Here is a 14,888-nt window from a genome sequence, read left to right as displayed (position 1 = left end):
AAAACCCTAAGTAAAACAGGCGCTTCCACCACCCTTCACCGCTTGCGACGTTGCCCGTCGCCGGCAGCGGATGCGTACTTTACGGATACAGCGCCGAGGACGCAAGCCCTTTGTGACGAAAATATCGCAGGACGATGACAGGCTCATCCACAACCCCTGCCGGCACAAGCCGGGTGTGGATAACCCAAACCCCGGGCCGGCGACGAAAACGCCCGCTCGCGGCGGGCGTCTCGGTTCGACATGCAGGCTCCGTCAGGTCTTCCGGCGTGGCTCACGCAGCTTGCGCAGTACGGCCAGCACAGGGCCCGAGGCAACATAGGTGCCAAACAGCAACAATAGCATCAGGGAAGGTTCGATGGAGATGACCACGAACCCCAGCACGATGGCCAGCAGCATGACGAAAGGCACCGGCCCCTTGAGGTCGATATCCTTGAAACTGTAGTAGCGGATGTTGCTGACCATCAGCACGCCGGCCGCCCCGACGAGGAACAACATCCAGAGCTTGAAGCCAAAGGCCTCGGCATCGAAGCTATGGAAGGTCCAGACACTCGCTGCCACCACGGCGGCAGCCGAGGGGCTGGGCAGGCCGATGAACCATTTCTTGTCGACACTGCCGAGCTGCACATTGAAGCGCGCCAGCCGCAATGCCGCACAGGCCACATAGAGAAAGGCTACCACCCAGCCGGTCTTGCCGACGTCTTGCAGAATCCAGATAAAGGCGACGAGCCCGGGGGCGACGCCGAAGGACACCATGTCGGAGAGGCTGTCGTATTCGGCACCGAAATCGCTCTGGGTATTGGTAAGCCTCGCGACCCGACCATCCAGGCCATCGAGCGCCATGGCAATGAAGATCGCGATCGCCGCGGACGTGAAGTCGCCATTGATGGCGGCCACCACGGCAAAGAAGCCGGAAAACAGCGCCGATGTCGTGAACAGGTTGGGCAGCAGGTAGATCCCCCTGCGCTTCACCTTCTTGCCATCCTCCAGCGCTTCCTCGACCACCTCCGACTCGCGCACGAAGGTCGCGGCCAGATCCTCGTCATTCGATTCACGTCTGTCACGCTCGCCGTTGCTGGGGTCCTGGCTCATCTGTGTCTTCCGTTGTGACTGAAGGTATCGCCCATTCTACACACAGCAACCGGGATGGCTCACGACTCATCGCATCCAAAAACGCAACGGGGGCGCGGATAACCGCGCCCCCGTTGTGCTGCCACTCGAACGGATCGATCAGTTCTTGCTCTTGTCGACCAGCTGGTTGGCGGCAATCCAGGGCATCATGCCCCGCAGCTTCTCGCCGACCTGCTCGATCGGATGCTCGGCGTTCAGACGACGGCGCGCCGTCATGGAAGGATAGTTGCTGTTGCCTTCGTTGATGAACATCTTGGCATACTCGCCGGTCTGGATGCGCTTGAGGGCATTGCGCATGGCCTGGCGAGACTGCTCGTTGATGACCTCGCCACCGGTGACGTACTCGCCATACTCCGCGTTGTTGGAGATGGAGTAGTTCATGTTAGCGATGCCGCCCTCGTACATCAGGTCGACGATCAGCTTGAGCTCATGCAGGCATTCGAAGTAGGCCATCTCCGGGGCATAGCCCGCTTCGGTCAGGGTTTCGAAGCCGGCCTTGACCAGCTCCACGGCCCCGCCACACAGCACCGCCTGCTCACCGAACAGGTCGGTCTCGGTTTCGTCCTTGAAGGTCGTCTCGATGATGCCACTGCGGCCACCGCCGATGGCTGCAGCATAGGACAGGGCCAGTTCCTTGGCGGTGCCGGAGGCATCCTGCTGGATCGCGATCAAATCCGGAATCCCGCCGCCGCGGGTGAACTCGGAGCGCACGGTGTGGCCCGGCGCCTTGGGCGCGATCATGATCACGTCCAGGTCGGCACGCGGCTCGATCTGGTTGTAATGGATGTTGAAGCCATGAGCGAAGGCCAGGGTCGCGCCTTCCTTCAGATTGGGCGCGATCTGCTGCTCATAGATGGCCTTCTGGTACTCATCGGGGGCCAGCAGCATCACCACGTCGGCAGCCTGGCAGGCATCTTCCACGGTGGCGACCTTCAGGCCGGCGGCTTCCGCCTTGGCGGCGGAGGATGAACCCGGGCGCAGCGCGACGGTCACGTCGACGCCGGACTCCTTGAGATTGTTGGCGTGGGCGTGGCCCTGCGAGCCATAGCCCACGATGGCCACCTGCTTGGCCTGGATGAGGGAGAGGTCGCAGTCCTTATCGTAATAAACGCGCATGTCGGGCTCCTGGAGATCGTAAAAAGGCGATTGTGTCAGCGTCGATGGCCACCCGCGCCGTCTTGTGCGGCACTGGGAGAGTTCGTCGGGCTCTCGGCCCCGTCGATGGGTCGACTTTACGTCAGGGGCCTGCGTTGCGTAAAACGCTATATTTGCAATACCACATCCCGATATGTGAAATAATAGACACATGGACATGCGCCCCCTGAAACATTTCCTGACGCTTGCCGACACTCTGCATTTCGGCCGCGCCAGCGAAGCGTGCCACGTCAGCCCCTCGACGCTCTCGCGCTCCATCCAGCAACTGGAGGAGAGCCTGGGTGTCAGGCTGTTCGAGCGCGACAACCGCCATGTGGCCCTGACCCGCCAGGGACACAGCTTTCACGCCTACGCCCGGGACACCCTGGAGCAGTGGGAGCAACTGCGCCAGTCGCTGATGCGCGACGCCCATGTGCTGACCGGCGAGATCAGCATCTACTGCTCGGTCACCGCCAGCTACAGCTTCCTCTATGACCTGCTCAGCGAGTTTCGCACCCGTTATCCGGGCATCGAGCTGAAGCTGCACACGGGCGATCCCGCTCAGGCCATGCCTCGGGTGCTGGCCGGCAACGAGGACATGGCCATCACCTCGCGTCCCCGGCAACTGCCCGAGGGCCTCGCCTTCAAGTCGCTGACCCGTTCGCCACTGGTATTCATCGCGCCACACGATGCGCATGAGTGGGTACCGGCCGACCCGCGCACCCCCAGCGCAGAACAGTGGCGCAATGTGCCGATGGTGCTCTCCGAGTCCGGGCTGTCACGGGAAGTCAGCAACACCTGGTTCAAGGCACTGGGCATCTCGCCCCGGATCTACGCCCAGGTGGCCGGCCACGAAGCGATCGTCAGCATGGTTGGCCTGGGATTCGGTGTCGGCGTGGTGCCCCGCATCGTGCTGGAGGCCAGCCCACTGTCGGAGCGCGTGCGGATCCTGCCGGTCAAGCCGGAGCTCCCGCACTATGATGTCGGTCTCTGCGTGCTCAACCGGCGCCTGCGCAGTCCGCTCATCCAAGCGCTCTGGGATGAGGTCGCGGAACGGGGTTGAACGCGCCGGCCAGCTTGCCGCTACCGGCAAAGGACTCCAGACTGTTACCGTTAGTGAGCTAACCACTACCCCGAAATGGAGGCTCCCATGAAGGTCATTTCCCTGGCCAGTCCCGGCGGACTGGATCGACTCCGCCTGCAAGAACACGACGCCCCCGGAGAGCCGGGGCCCGGCGAGATACGTGTCAGGCTTCACGCCAGTTCGCTCAACTTCCATGACTATGGCGTGGTCAGCGGCGCCATGCCGACCGCCGACGGGCGAATTCCGATGTCGGACGGCGCCGGCGTGGTCGACGCCATCGGCGAAGGCGTCGATGCCTTTGCCGTGGGCGATTCGGTGGTATCCACCTTCTTTCCTGACTGGCTGACCGGGCCCGCCGAGGTCGGCGACTTCAAGACAGTGCCGGGTGATGGCGTCGACGGTTACGCTCGAGAGCTAGTGGTCTGCCCCCAGACCTGCTTCACGCATGCACCCCGAGGCTACAGTCATGCTCAGGCGGCGACGCTGACCACGGCCGGCTTGACCGCCTGGCGCGCCCTTGTGGTGGAAGGCGGCCTCAAGGCCGGCGATACCGTGCTGGTGCTGGGAACGGGCGGCGTCTCGATCTTCGCGCTGCAATTCGCCAAGGCCATGGGGGCCACCGTCATCGCCACCTCCTCATCGGACGACAAGCGGGAAAGGCTCGAATCGCTGGGCGCCGATCACACCATCAATTACCGCACATGCCCCGAGTGGGGAAGCCGGGTGAAGGAGCTCACCGCCGGACGCGGCGTGGACCACATCATCGAGGTCGGCGGCCCCGGCACCCTCGCCCAGTCCATCGAGGCCGTGCGCATCGGCGGCCATATCTCGCTGATCGGCGTGCTGACCGGCCGCGGCGGCGACGTCCCCACGGCCAAGCTGATGGCAAAGCAAGCCCGCCTGCAAGGCGTCATCGTGGGCAGCCGGGCCCACCAGCAGGACATGATTCGCGGCATCGAAGCCCTCGGCATCGAACCGGTCATCGATCGACACTTCGCGCTCGATGATATCGCCGAAGCCTTCCGCCACCAGGAATCCCAGCAGCACGTCGGCAAGATCTGCCTGGACATCTGAGCCCGCCTCACGACACCGAGAACGAAAAAGCCGCCCGAAAGGGGCGGCTTGCATGATGGCTGTCGTATGCCAGCGACGATCAGAGCGACAGGACCTTGTCGCCTCGGGCAATGCCCGAGACGCCGGTACGCGCCACTTCATGAATGCCCACCGGCGCCATGGCCTGCAGAAAGGCATCCAGCTTGTCGGCATCGCCGGTGATCTGCACGGTGTACAGGCTTGGCGTCACGTCGACGATCTGCGCACGGAAGATGTCCACGGTGCGCTTGACCTCGTCACGCGCCGCCCCCAGCGCCTTCACCTTGACCAGCATCAACTCGCGCTCGATATGGCTGCCTTCGGTGAGGTCCACCAGCTTGACCACGTCGATCAGCTTGTTGAGATGCTTGGTGATCTGCTCGATGACCCGATCATCGCCCACCGTGGTCACGGTCAGCCGGGACAGGGTCTCGTCCTCGGTGGGAGCGACGTTGAGGGTTTCGATATTGAAGTTACGTTGGGAAAACAGCCCCACAACGCGAGACAAGGCGCCCGGTTCGTTTTCCATCAGAATCGAGATGATATGGCGCATCAGCTCCGCTCCGTCTTCGAAAGAAGCATGTCACGCATGGAGCCCAGGGGCACCTGCATCGGATAGACGTGCTCGTGCGGGTCGACCATGACGTCGAGGAACACCAGCTCGTGCTTGTCGGCAAAGGTCTTCTCCAGTGCCGGCTCGAGTTCCTCCATCGTCTCCACCCGCAGCGCGGTGAAGCCATACGACTCGATGAGTTGCTGGAAATTCGGCAGTGACTCCATGTAGGAATGCGCGTGACGGGACTTGTAGTTGAGGTCCTGCCACTGGCGCACCATGCCGAGCGACGCATTGTTCAGGTTGATGATCTTCACGCCGCCGCCGAACTGCTTACAGGTCGACAGCTCCTGCATCATCATCTGGAAGCTGCCCTCGCCGGTCACGCAGACCACCTGCTCATCGGGGAAGTTCTGCTTGATGCCCATGGCGGCCGGAAAGCCAAAGCCCATCGTCCCGAGCCCACCCGAGGTAATGAAGCGATTGGGCTTGTCGAACTTGTAATACTGGGCCGCGAACATCTGGTGCTGGCCAACGTCGGTCGTGACATAGGCCTCGCCCCGGGTCTGCCGGCAGACCGCCTCGATGACTTCCTGAGGCTTGATCGGCTCGCCGGGTTTCGACGGCTCGTAGAGCTTGCCACGTCGCTCCTCGCGCCAGCCCTCGATGGTCTGCCACCACTCATTCAGCGCCTCGGGGTCGGCGATTTCCCGACCCTGCAGCAGGCTGATCATCTCGTTGATCACGCTCTGCGCGGGACCGACGATGGGCACGTCCGCACGCACGGTCTTGGAGACCGAGCTAGGATCGATATCGACATGGATGATCTTGGCCGTGGGACAGAACTTCGAGGTGTTGTTGGTCACCCGGTCGTCGAAGCGCGCCCCGATGGCGATGATCAGGTCGGCATGGTGCATCGCCATGTTCGACTCATAGGAGCCGTGCATGCCCAGCCAGCCGAGGCATTGATCATCGCTCTGCGGGAAGGCGCCGATGCCCATCAGGGTGGTGGTGATGGGATGCCCCAGCCGCTTGACCAGGTCGGTCAGGCCTTCGCAGGCACGCCCGGTGACCACGCCGCCCCCGGTGTAGAACACCGGGCGGCGCGCCTTGAGCATCAGCTCCACGGCTTTCTTGATCTGGCCGGTATGGCCGCGCGCTACCGGATTGTAGGAGCGCAGCTTGACCTTCTTCGGATAGACGTATTCGTGCCGCTCGGTGGGCGTGGTCATGTCCTTGGGAATGTCCACCACCACCGGACCGGGGCGACCGGTCGAGGCCAGATAGTAGGCCTTCTTGAGGACTTCCGGGATCTCGGACGGATGCCGGATCGAGAAGCTGTGCTTCACGATCGGCCGTGTCACGCCGATGATGTCGGTTTCCTGGAAGGCATCATCGCCGATCAGGTGGCTCATCACCTGACCGCACAGCACCACCATCGGAATCGAGTCCATGTAGGCGGTGGCGATACCGGTGACGGCATTGGTGGCGCCGGGGCCCGAAGTGACCAATACCGTACCAGGCTTGCCCGAAGCCCGGGCATAACCATCGGCAGCATGGGTGGCGGCCTGTTCATGGCGCACCAGGATGTGCTTGACCTTATCCTGGCGAAACAGGGCGTCATAGATATGCAACGCCGCGCCGCCCGGATAGCCATAGATATATTCGACGCCCTCATCCTGCAGGAAGCGGGCGATCATGTCCGCGCCGGAAAGCAATTCCACAGATGTTTCTCCCCTGGAGGTCTCGAGTGCAATTCGTGCCTGTCGGGGCACGAGTTCGAGTGCGGCGGTATGCCGCTGCCGGACGCGCCGGCACCTGATGCCAAACCCTGGCGTATTGAGGCCCGGTTAGGGCCAGCACTCTCTCGGGAACGCCGATTCACTGCTGCGCTGCGACATGAATCAGCCATTCCCTCTCGCGGCGGATCACCGCGTCGGGGCATTGGCCAGGTCGGGCGGTTGGCCCGGACCCGGAAGTCCTTCGGCGGGTAGAGGCCCTTGGCCTACCCTTCGCGCGGGAATGGGGGATCGCCCGCTGGAGTCCGCGCCCGTATCAGGAACCGTCAAGATTCCAATAGCGGTCGCGGAGTGTCAACCTTGGACCTCCCCGCCTCTGGCCATCACCGCCTGAGATTCCCCGCAACACCATGAAAAAAACGCCCGCCCGATCACATGGATCGGACGGGCGTACAAGGTCAGGACACGACCTTCATCATCAAGGTAGTCGACACCGGGCGAGCCGGCAGCGTTCCCCCTCAGTGCCGGAAGACCAGTCGCTCTCCCTCGGCCTCGACATGGATCGTCTCGCCGGGCGAGAAGTGGCCGGCCAGCAGGTCCTGGGCCAGCGGATTCTCGATGCGACTCTGGATCGCCCGCTTGAGCGGCCGGGCACCGAAGACCGGATCGAAGCCGGCCGTGGCCAGCTGCGCCATGGCGTCGTCCGACACCTCGAGCGCGAGGTCGTGCTCGGCCAGGCGACCACGCAGGCGGTCGAGCTGGATATCGGCGATGGCCCGGATCTGCTCCTGCTTGAGAGCATGGAAGACCACGACCTCATCGATGCGGTTGATCAGCTCCGGACGGAAGTGATTGCCCACCACTTCCATCACCATGGACTTCATCTGCTCATAGTCGCTGTCGTCGCCGCCCATGCGCTGGATGATGTCCGACCCCAGGTTGGAGGTCATCACGATCACCGTGTTGCGGAAATCCACGGTGCGTCCCTGTCCATCCGTGAGTCGACCGTCCTCGAGCACCTGCAACAGAATGTTGAAGACATCGGCGTGCGCTTTTTCCACCTCATCGAGCAGCAGCACGGAGTAGGGCTTGCGGCGTACAGCCTCGGTCAGGTATCCGCCTTCCTCGTAGCCGACATAGCCGGGAGGCGCCCCGATCAGGCGCGCCACCGAGTGCTTCTCCATGAACTCGGACATGTCGATGCGCACCATGGCCTCTTCGGTATCGAAGAGGAAGCCGGCCAGCGACTTGCACAGCTCCGTCTTGCCCACCCCGGTGGGCCCGAGGAACAGGAAGGAGCCATTGGGCCGGTTGGGGTCGGCCAGGCCAGCCCTGGAACGCCGCACGGCATTGGATACCGCGTTGACCGCCTCATCCTGGCCGATCACCCGCTCGTGCAGCGCCTCTTCCATGCGCAGCAGCTTGTCACGCTCGCCCTCGAGCATCTTGGCCACCGGGATGCCCGTCCAGCGCGAGACCACCTCGGCGATCTCCTCCTCGGTGACGTTGGAACGCAGCAGACGATGCTCCGAGGTATCGGCCTCCTCGTCGCTGGTCTCGGCGATCTTGCGCTCGAGTTCCGGAATCACGCCGTACTGCAGTTCGGACATCCGCCCCAGGTCGCCTTGCCGGCGCGCCTGCTCGAGGTCGATCCGCGCCCGGTCGAGCTCGTCCTTGAACTGGGCGGCCCCCTGGATGCTGGCCTTCTCGGCCTTCCAGATCTCGTCCAGGTCGGCGTATTCCCGCTCGAGCTCGCCAATCTGCTCCTCGAGGCTCTCGAGGCGCTTGCGCGACGCCTCGTCGGTTTCCTTCTTGAGGTGCTCGCGCTCCATCTTGAGCTGAATCAAGCGACGGTCGAGACGATCCATCTCCTCCGGCTTGGAGTCGAGCTCCATGCGAATCCGGGAAGAGGCCTCGTCGACCAGGTCGATGGCCTTGTCGGGCAGCTGGCGGTCGGTGATGTAGCGCGTGGACAGCTTGGCGGCGGCGATGATGGCACCATCCGTGATATCGACGCCATGATGCACCTCGTAGCGCTCCTTGAGGCCACGCAGGATGGCGATGGTGTCCTCCTCGGTCGGCTCGTCGACCAGCACCTTCTGGAAACGGCGCTCCAGGGCGGCGTCCTTCTCGATGTGCTGACGGTACTCGTCGAGCGTCGTGGCCCCCACGCAATGCAACTCGCCGCGCGCCAGCGCCGGCTTGAGCATGTTGCCGGCATCCATGGCGCCCTCGGCCTTGCCGGCACCCACCATGGTGTGCAACTCGTCGATGAACAGGATGACCCGGCCCTCTTCCTCGGCCAGTTCCTTGAGCACCGCCTTCAGGCGCTCCTCGAACTCGCCGCGGAACTTGGCACCGGCCAGCAGGGCGCCCATGTCCAGAGACAGCACGCGCTTGTCCTTGAGACCTTCCGGCACCTCGCCATCGACGATGCGCTGTGCCAGCCCTTCGACGATGGCCGTCTTGCCCACGCCCGGCTCGCCGATCAGCACCGGGTTGTTCTTGGTACGACGCTGCAGCACCTGAATGGTCCGGCGGATCTCGTCATCGCGACCGATCACCGGATCGAGCTTGCCATTGGTCGCGCGCTCGGTGAGGTCCAGGGTGTACTTGCCCAGCGCCTCGCGCTGATCCTCGGCATTGGGATCGTCGACCTTGGCGCCGCCCCGCACGCCATCGACGGCGGTTTCCAGCGCCTGGCGCGACAGCCCGGCCTGGGTCAGCACCTTGCTCACGGCGTGGCGCATCTCGAGGGCCGCCAGTAGTACCAGCTCGCTGGCGATATACTGATCGCCACGCTTCTGGGCCTCGCGGTCGGTCAGATTGAACAGCTTGACCAGATCCCGGGACGGCTGTACCTCGCCATCGAACTCGGCCACGCGCGGCAGGTCCTCGAGGTGCCCCACCAGGCCATCACGCAACCGGGCGGCATCGCCCCCGGCCTTCTGTATCAGCGATTTGACGCCAGTATCGCTGGCATCCAGCAGCGCCAGCAGCAGATGGCCGGGCTCGAGCTGGTTGTGCCCATGCCCCACGGCCAGGGACTGGGCATCCGCCACGGCGTTCTGCAACTTGGCGGTGAACTTGTCGAAACGCATTCGCTTTCCTCCATCGGGGTAACGGCGCGGTCGGACGCGCCACTTGACCCTGTCAATGTATCTTGACACAAGAGATGGAGTCTGATCGGACGGTTTTCAAGTCAGCTGGAAGCTGGAAGCTGGAAGCTGGAAGGCAACATGAAACCCGCAGTCCCTGGGCCAAGGTTTTTCTTCAAGCTTCCAGCTTACGTCCGCTAAGCGGACGATCTTCCATCTCCCGGCGAAGCCGGGCTAGCGAAGCCAGATCATGCTGGCCATGCGGCCGGTCACGCCGTCGTCACGACGATGGGAGTAGAAACGGGATTCACAAGCCGTGCAGAAGTGCCCGCCGCTGATATGAGAAACGCCGAGCCGTTCGAGTCGCAGGCGCGCCAGCTTGTAGAGATCGGCCATGTAGTGGCCGAGGCGGTAAGGGCTGGGATCGAACGCCTCCAGCGCCTCCGGTTGCACGGCGACGAAGGCCTGGCGGACTTCCGGGCCGACCTCGAACTGGGCGTTGGAGATCGCCGGCCCCAGCCAGGCCATCTGCGCCTCGGCCGGCACGCCCAACGCCGCCACGGTGGCCTCGAGCACGCCGCCGGCGAGGCCACGCCAGCCGGCATGGGCCACCGCTACCCGCTGCCCCTCACGATCACAGAAGAACACCGGCAGACAATCGGCGGTGAGTACCACGCAGGCATAGTCTCGATTCCAGGCGACGGCCGCATCCGCTTCCGGCGCATCATCGGCGAAGTGCTGTTGCACGCGCCCGCCATGCACCTGCGTCAGCCACAGCAAGGGACGATCATCGCCGATCACCTTGTTCAACTGACGACGACATAGCGACACATGATTCGGATTGTCGCCGACATGCTGGGCCGGATTGAAGGCGGCAAAGGCGTCCTGGCTCGGACCGGTCTCCCGCGTCGTGACACAGGCAGCCACCGAGTCGGGCGCCGGCCAGTCGGGGCGCACCAGCGTCGGGTGGAGGTCGAGGGCGTCACTCATCGCATCGTCTCCCGGTCGTCACGGAGGAAATCGAGCAACATCAGCAAGTCGTCCGGGAGTGGCGCCCGGAAGGTCATGGTAGCGCCGGTCGTCGGATGCACGAAGGCCAGCTTGCGAGCATGCAGCGCCTGGCGCGGGAACTCGCGCAGCACCTCCTTGAGCGACTCCCCGGCCCCGGCGGGCAGCTTCAAGCGTCCCCCGTAGACCGGGTCACCGACCAAGGGGTATCGCAGGTGCGCCATGTGCACCCGAATCTGGTGCGTCCGCCCGGTTTCCAGTCGACAACGCACATGCGTATGTGCCCTGAACCGCTCGATCACTCGGTAGTGTGTCACCGCAGGCTTGCCGGAAGCATTGACCGCCTGGCGCTTGCGATCACGCGGATGGCGGCCGATCGGCGCATCCAGGGTGCCCCCCGATGTCATCGTGCCGACGACCACGGCGTCGTATTCCCGGGACACGGTCCGCGCCTGGAGTTGCTCGACCAGAGCGGTCTGGGCGACCAGCGTCTTGGCCACCACCATCAGGCCACTGGTGTCCTTGTCGAGCCGATGCACGATGCCGGCCCTCGGCACCGCGGCAAGCGAGGCGCAGTGATTCAGCAAGCCATTGAGCAGGGTACCGTCGGGATTTCCGGCAGCCGGGTGAACCACCAGGCCGGGTGGCTTGTCGATGACCAGAACGTCGTCATCCTCGAAGACCACTTCCAGGGGAATGTCTTCGGGTTCGAAACGGGCATCGTCTTCGAGCTCGGCCACGAGTGCCAGCGCCTCGCCGCCATGCACCTTGTCCCTGGGCCTGGCAGGCCCGCCGTCGACGGTCAGCGCCCCCTCCTTGATCCAGGCCTTGAGCCGTTCCCGGGAGAAATCGCTGAACAACTCGGCGGCTGCCTGATCGAGGCGTAGGCCCGCCATGCTGTCGGGAATGCGTTGATGGGCATCGAGGGTCTGTGACATGAGATCGTCAAGGGTCCGTCTGGGGGAGTGGAGCGCTACCCGAAAAGCGTTGGTGCATCACGGCGCCTGATGACTGCGTTTTGCCGCAAGGTGCTTTATAGTGGGCGGATTCAGGCCGATTCTAGCACGGCCGCCCAGGGTTGTTTGACACGAGGATCACGATGCGCGTTATCACGACCGGTACTCGCCTGGCCGCCATGCTGTTGGCGACCGCCCTTCTGGCCGGCTGTGCCAGCACCAAGGAAGAAGAACAGGCTCCGGATGTCGCGGAGGACCAGTTGTATCAGGAAGGTCGCGCCGCACTGGAGGAAGGCAACTATGTCACCGCCGTCAATCGACTGGAGGCCATCGATACTCGCTATCCCTTCGGCGATCACGCCGAACAGGCCCAGCTCGAGCTGATCTATGCCTATTATGAGACGAGCGATTGGGAAGCCGCCCGTGCTGCCGCCAGCCGCTTCATCCGCCTGCACCCCGATCACCCTCAGGTCGACTACGCCTACTACATGCGTGGCCTCGCCGCCTGGGAGGCCGGCCGGTTCAGTCTCGAGTCGCTGCGTCTGATCGACCTCTCCAAGCGTGACCTCGGGGCCAGCCGTGATGCCTATTCCGACTTCCGCGACCTGATCCAGCGTTACCCGAACAGCCAGTACGCGCCGGATGCGCGCCAGCGCATCGTCTATCTGCGCAACCTCCTGGCCCGGCACGAGCTCGAGGTGGCCGACTTCTACCTGCGCAAGGGCGCCTACCTGGCCGCCGTGAAGCGCGGCCGCTGGGTCATCGAGAACTACCCCGAGGCACAGAGTACCCGCGACGCGCTGGCCGTGATGGTCGAGGGCTATCTCGGCCTGGACATGCCGGAACGTGCCAAGGAAAGTCTCCGCGTGCTGATCAAGAACGCTCCGGATCACGAGCGTCTCGACGGCCGCACCTTCGACCCGCGCTACGTCAAGGCCGACCCGATTTCGGTCTAAAGCTGGAAGCTGGAAGCTGGAAGCTGGAAGCTGGAAGCTGGAAGCTGGAAGCTGGAAGGCAGCATTAGTCCGACAATTGCAGGATCAAGCTTTTTCTTCCAGCTTCCAGCGGCGAAGCCGCGCTCTTCAAGCTTCCGGCCTCACTCCCCCGGCTGCCAGCCGTTGACGATGGGATAACGCCGGTCGCGGCCGAAGCCTCGACGAGTCACGCGAACCCCCACCGGTGCCTGACGGCGCTTGTACTCACAGCGGTCGACCAGGCGCACCACCTTGTAGACATCGTCATGGTCGAAGCCGGCGGCGATGATCGCCTCGGCACTCATGTCCCCTTCGATGTAGCGCACCAGAATGGCATCCAGGGTGTCGTAGTCGGGCAAGGAGTCGGAATCCTGCTGATCCGGTGCCAGCTCGGCGGAAGGCGGCCGTTCGATGACGCGCTCGGGGATCGCCGGGTCCTGGGTATTGCGCCAGCGGGCCAGACGATAGACCCAAGTCTTGTAGACATCCTTGATGGCATTGTAGCCGCCCACCATGTCGCCATAGAGCGTGGCATACCCCACCGCCATCTCGCTCTTGTTGCCGGTCGAGAGCACCATGAGGCCTTTCTTGTTGGAGAGCGCCATCAACAACACGCCACGGCAGCGCGATTGCAGGTTCTCCTCGGTGGTATCACGCTCGGTGCCGGCGAAACTGTCGGCCAGCGTGTCCATGAAGGCATCGACCATCGACTCGATGGGCAGCACCTCGTAGTCGACGCCCAGCATCCGGGCCTGCTCGGCGGCATCTTCCTTCGAGATATCGGCAGTGTAGTGATACGGCATCATCACCGCATGGACGCGCTGCGGCCCCAGGGCATCCACCGCGATGGCCAGCGACAGGGCCGAGTCGATCCCCCCGGAAAGGCCCAGCACCACGCCCTGAAAGCCACTCTTGTTGACGTAATCGCGCAACCCGGTGACCAGCGCGCAATACAGGTTCTCCTCGGCGCAGACCTCCTCATCGATCTCTCCTGCACTCGGCACCCAGCTGCCCTGCTCGCGCACGAACTGGACCGGCATCAAGCCGACTGCCCAATGCGGCGCCTGCACGCGCAGCTCGCCATCGGCACCGACACAAGCCGAGCCCCCATCGAACACCAGCTCGTCCTGGCCACCGATCTGGTTGACATAGACGATCGGCAGGCCCACGTCGCGCGCGCGTTGCTCGAGCAGCGCCAGGCGCTCGGTGGGCTTGTCCTGGTGGAAGGGTGACGCATTGAGCGTCACCAGGATATCCGCCCCGGCCTCGCGGGCTTGTCGGACGGGCGATTCTTCCCAGATGTCCTCGCAGATCAGCACACCAAGCTTGGCCCCCTTGTGCTCGATCACCAGGGGCGCATCGCCCACCGCAAAATAGCGCTGCTCATCGAAGACCTCATAGTTGGGCAACGCCTGCTTGGCATATTCACCAATCCACTCGCCGTTATAGAGCACGCCGGCCAGGTTCCAGTTGCCTCCCTCGCGTCGTCCCGGATAGCCGACGATCACCATCACGTCGCGCGCCACCTTCTCGGCCATGCGCGCCCGAGCATGGCGCAGTCGCGTCTCCATGGAAGGGCGCAGCAGCAGATCTTCCGGCGGATAACCGGTCAGGAAGAGTTCGGGCAGCACCACGATGTCGGCACCATGCTCGATGCGTGCCTCGCGTACCGTCTCGATGGCCCGCTCGGTATTGCCGGGGATATCCCCCACCAGCGGGTCCAACTGGGCCATCACCAACGTCAGGTCTTGCATGGGCGTAGAAATCTCTCGAGAATCCATCGATACCGACATTGTCCCGCAAGGGCGGCCCACTCGCAAAGCCGGCCGCCTCGAACGCCCTCTTTCAGGGAGCCGTCCACAGGATGAACCTCTTGCTGATCCGCCTGATCATTTTCGCCGTGCTGTTCTTCGCCGGCCTCAAACTCTATCGCATGTACCGCGAGTGGAAGCGTGATCGGGATGCCGACGAACAGGACACTACGGCGGGCAACCCGATGGTGCGCTGTGCCTGGTGCAAGGTGCATCTACCGGAGAGCGATGCCCTGCGCGAAAAGGGTGAATGGTTCTGCTCCTCGGACCACCGCGACAAGTATCTCGCCGAGGATACCTCGGAGAAATGA

Annotated in this window: 12 protein-coding genes; 4 read left to right on the top strand and 8 right to left on the bottom strand. The window is 63.7% G+C overall.

The window, feature by feature from the left end:
• Positions 1 to 252 precede the first annotated feature (252 nt).
• Positions 253 to 1,089 (bottom strand): CDP-diacylglycerol--serine O-phosphatidyltransferase, encoded by an 837-nt coding sequence (gene pssA / locus HSDC_RS12145; protein WP_064700211.1) that lies wholly within the window; start codon positions 1,087 to 1,089, stop codon positions 253 to 255.
• Between the two features lie 138 nt (positions 1,090 to 1,227).
• A complete protein-coding gene (gene ilvC, locus HSDC_RS12140) occupies positions 1,228 to 2,244 on the bottom strand; it encodes a ketol-acid reductoisomerase (protein WP_064700210.1) in 1,017 nt (338 codons plus the stop codon).
• Between the two features lie 190 nt (positions 2,245 to 2,434).
• Between ilvC and ilvY the strand changes: the two genes are divergently transcribed.
• Both ilvY and HSDC_RS12130 read left to right on the top strand, forming a co-directional pair.
• A complete protein-coding gene (gene ilvY / locus HSDC_RS12135) occupies positions 2,435 to 3,325 on the top strand; it encodes an HTH-type transcriptional activator IlvY (protein WP_064700209.1) in 891 nt (296 codons plus the stop codon).
• An 87-nt stretch (positions 3,326 to 3,412) separates the two neighbouring features.
• Positions 3,413 to 4,420, top strand: a complete 1,008-nt coding sequence (locus HSDC_RS12130) for a zinc-dependent alcohol dehydrogenase family protein (RefSeq protein ID WP_064700208.1) — start codon at positions 3,413 to 3,415, stop codon at positions 4,418 to 4,420.
• Positions 4,421 to 4,499: 79 nt separating this feature from the next.
• Here HSDC_RS12130 and ilvN read toward each other — a convergent pair whose 3' ends face one another.
• From ilvN to rluD, 5 genes are all read right to left on the bottom strand, one after another.
• Positions 4,500 to 4,991 (bottom strand): acetolactate synthase small subunit, encoded by a 492-nt coding sequence (ilvN, locus tag HSDC_RS12125; RefSeq protein ID WP_064700207.1) that lies wholly within the window; start codon positions 4,989 to 4,991, stop codon positions 4,500 to 4,502.
• Positions 4,991 to 6,715, bottom strand: coding sequence for an acetolactate synthase 3 large subunit (locus HSDC_RS12120; RefSeq protein ID WP_064700206.1), 1,725 nt, complete (start codon positions 6,713 to 6,715; stop codon positions 4,991 to 4,993). Before HSDC_RS12120 ends, ilvN begins: the two co-directional genes overlap by 1 nt.
• Before the next feature lie 533 nt (positions 6,716 to 7,248).
• Positions 7,249 to 9,831 carry an ATP-dependent chaperone ClpB gene (clpB, locus tag HSDC_RS12115; protein ID WP_064700205.1) on the bottom strand — a complete coding sequence of 861 codons (2,583 nt, stop codon included), beginning with the start codon at positions 9,829 to 9,831 and terminating at the stop codon, positions 7,249 to 7,251.
• A gap of 231 nt (positions 9,832 to 10,062) precedes the next feature.
• Positions 10,063 to 10,818: a peptidoglycan editing factor PgeF gene (gene pgeF / locus HSDC_RS12110; protein ID WP_064700204.1), complete on the bottom strand. Its 756-nt coding sequence runs from the start codon at positions 10,816 to 10,818 to the stop codon at positions 10,063 to 10,065.
• Complete coding sequence (gene rluD / locus HSDC_RS12105; protein WP_064700203.1) at positions 10,815 to 11,774, bottom strand: 23S rRNA pseudouridine(1911/1915/1917) synthase RluD; 960 nt, start codon at positions 11,772 to 11,774, stop codon at positions 10,815 to 10,817. The genes pgeF and rluD overlap by 4 nt, the downstream gene beginning before the upstream one ends.
• Before the next feature lie 161 nt (positions 11,775 to 11,935).
• On the opposite strand from rluD, the gene HSDC_RS12100 reads away from it, so the two are divergent.
• A complete protein-coding gene (locus HSDC_RS12100; protein ID WP_064700202.1) occupies positions 11,936 to 12,748 on the top strand; it encodes an outer membrane protein assembly factor BamD in 813 nt (270 codons plus the stop codon).
• 140 nt (positions 12,749 to 12,888) lie between these two features.
• Here HSDC_RS12100 and HSDC_RS12095 read toward each other — a convergent pair whose 3' ends face one another.
• Entirely contained in the window at positions 12,889 to 14,520 is a 1,632-nt protein-coding gene (locus HSDC_RS12095) for an NAD+ synthase (protein WP_064700201.1), read from the bottom strand.
• 110 nt (positions 14,521 to 14,630) lie between these two features.
• Between HSDC_RS12095 and HSDC_RS12090 the strand changes: the two genes are divergently transcribed.
• Complete coding sequence (locus HSDC_RS12090) at positions 14,631 to 14,888, top strand: PP0621 family protein (RefSeq protein ID WP_064700200.1); 258 nt, start codon at positions 14,631 to 14,633, stop codon at positions 14,886 to 14,888.

Source organism: Halomonas caseinilytica (assembly GCF_001662285.1).
In the GTDB taxonomy this organism is placed as follows: domain Bacteria; phylum Pseudomonadota; class Gammaproteobacteria; order Pseudomonadales; family Halomonadaceae; genus Halomonas; species Halomonas caseinilytica.
This window is presented reverse-complemented; position numbering and strand designations above follow the sequence as displayed.

Bases quoted from the DNA above. Each gene is read 5' to 3' on its own strand.
- pssA (WP_064700211.1), bottom strand. From the start codon at position 1,089: ATGAGCCAGGACCCCAGCAACGGCGAGCGTGACAGACGTGAATCGAAT.
- ilvC (WP_064700210.1), bottom strand. From the start codon at position 2,244: ATGCGCGTTTATTACGATAAGGACTGCGACCTCTCCCTCATCCAGGCC.
- ilvY (WP_064700209.1), top strand. From the start codon at position 2,435: ATGGACATGCGCCCCCTGAAACATTTCCTGACGCTTGCCGACACTCTG.
- HSDC_RS12130 (WP_064700208.1), top strand. From the start codon at position 3,413: ATGAAGGTCATTTCCCTGGCCAGTCCCGGCGGACTGGATCGACTCCGC.
- ilvN (WP_064700207.1), bottom strand. From the start codon at position 4,991: ATGCGCCATATCATCTCGATTCTGATGGAAAACGAACCGGGCGCCTTG.
- clpB (WP_064700205.1), bottom strand. From the start codon at position 9,831: ATGCGTTTCGACAAGTTCACCGCCAAGTTGCAGAACGCCGTGGCGGAT.
- pgeF (WP_064700204.1), bottom strand. From the start codon at position 10,818: ATGAGTGACGCCCTCGACCTCCACCCGACGCTGGTGCGCCCCGACTGG.
- rluD (WP_064700203.1), bottom strand. From the start codon at position 11,774: ATGTCACAGACCCTCGATGCCCATCAACGCATTCCCGACAGCATGGCG.
- HSDC_RS12100 (WP_064700202.1), top strand. From the start codon at position 11,936: ATGCGCGTTATCACGACCGGTACTCGCCTGGCCGCCATGCTGTTGGCG.
- HSDC_RS12095 (WP_064700201.1), bottom strand. From the start codon at position 14,520: ATGCAAGACCTGACGTTGGTGATGGCCCAGTTGGACCCGCTGGTGGGG.
- HSDC_RS12090 (WP_064700200.1), top strand. From the start codon at position 14,631: ATGAACCTCTTGCTGATCCGCCTGATCATTTTCGCCGTGCTGTTCTTC.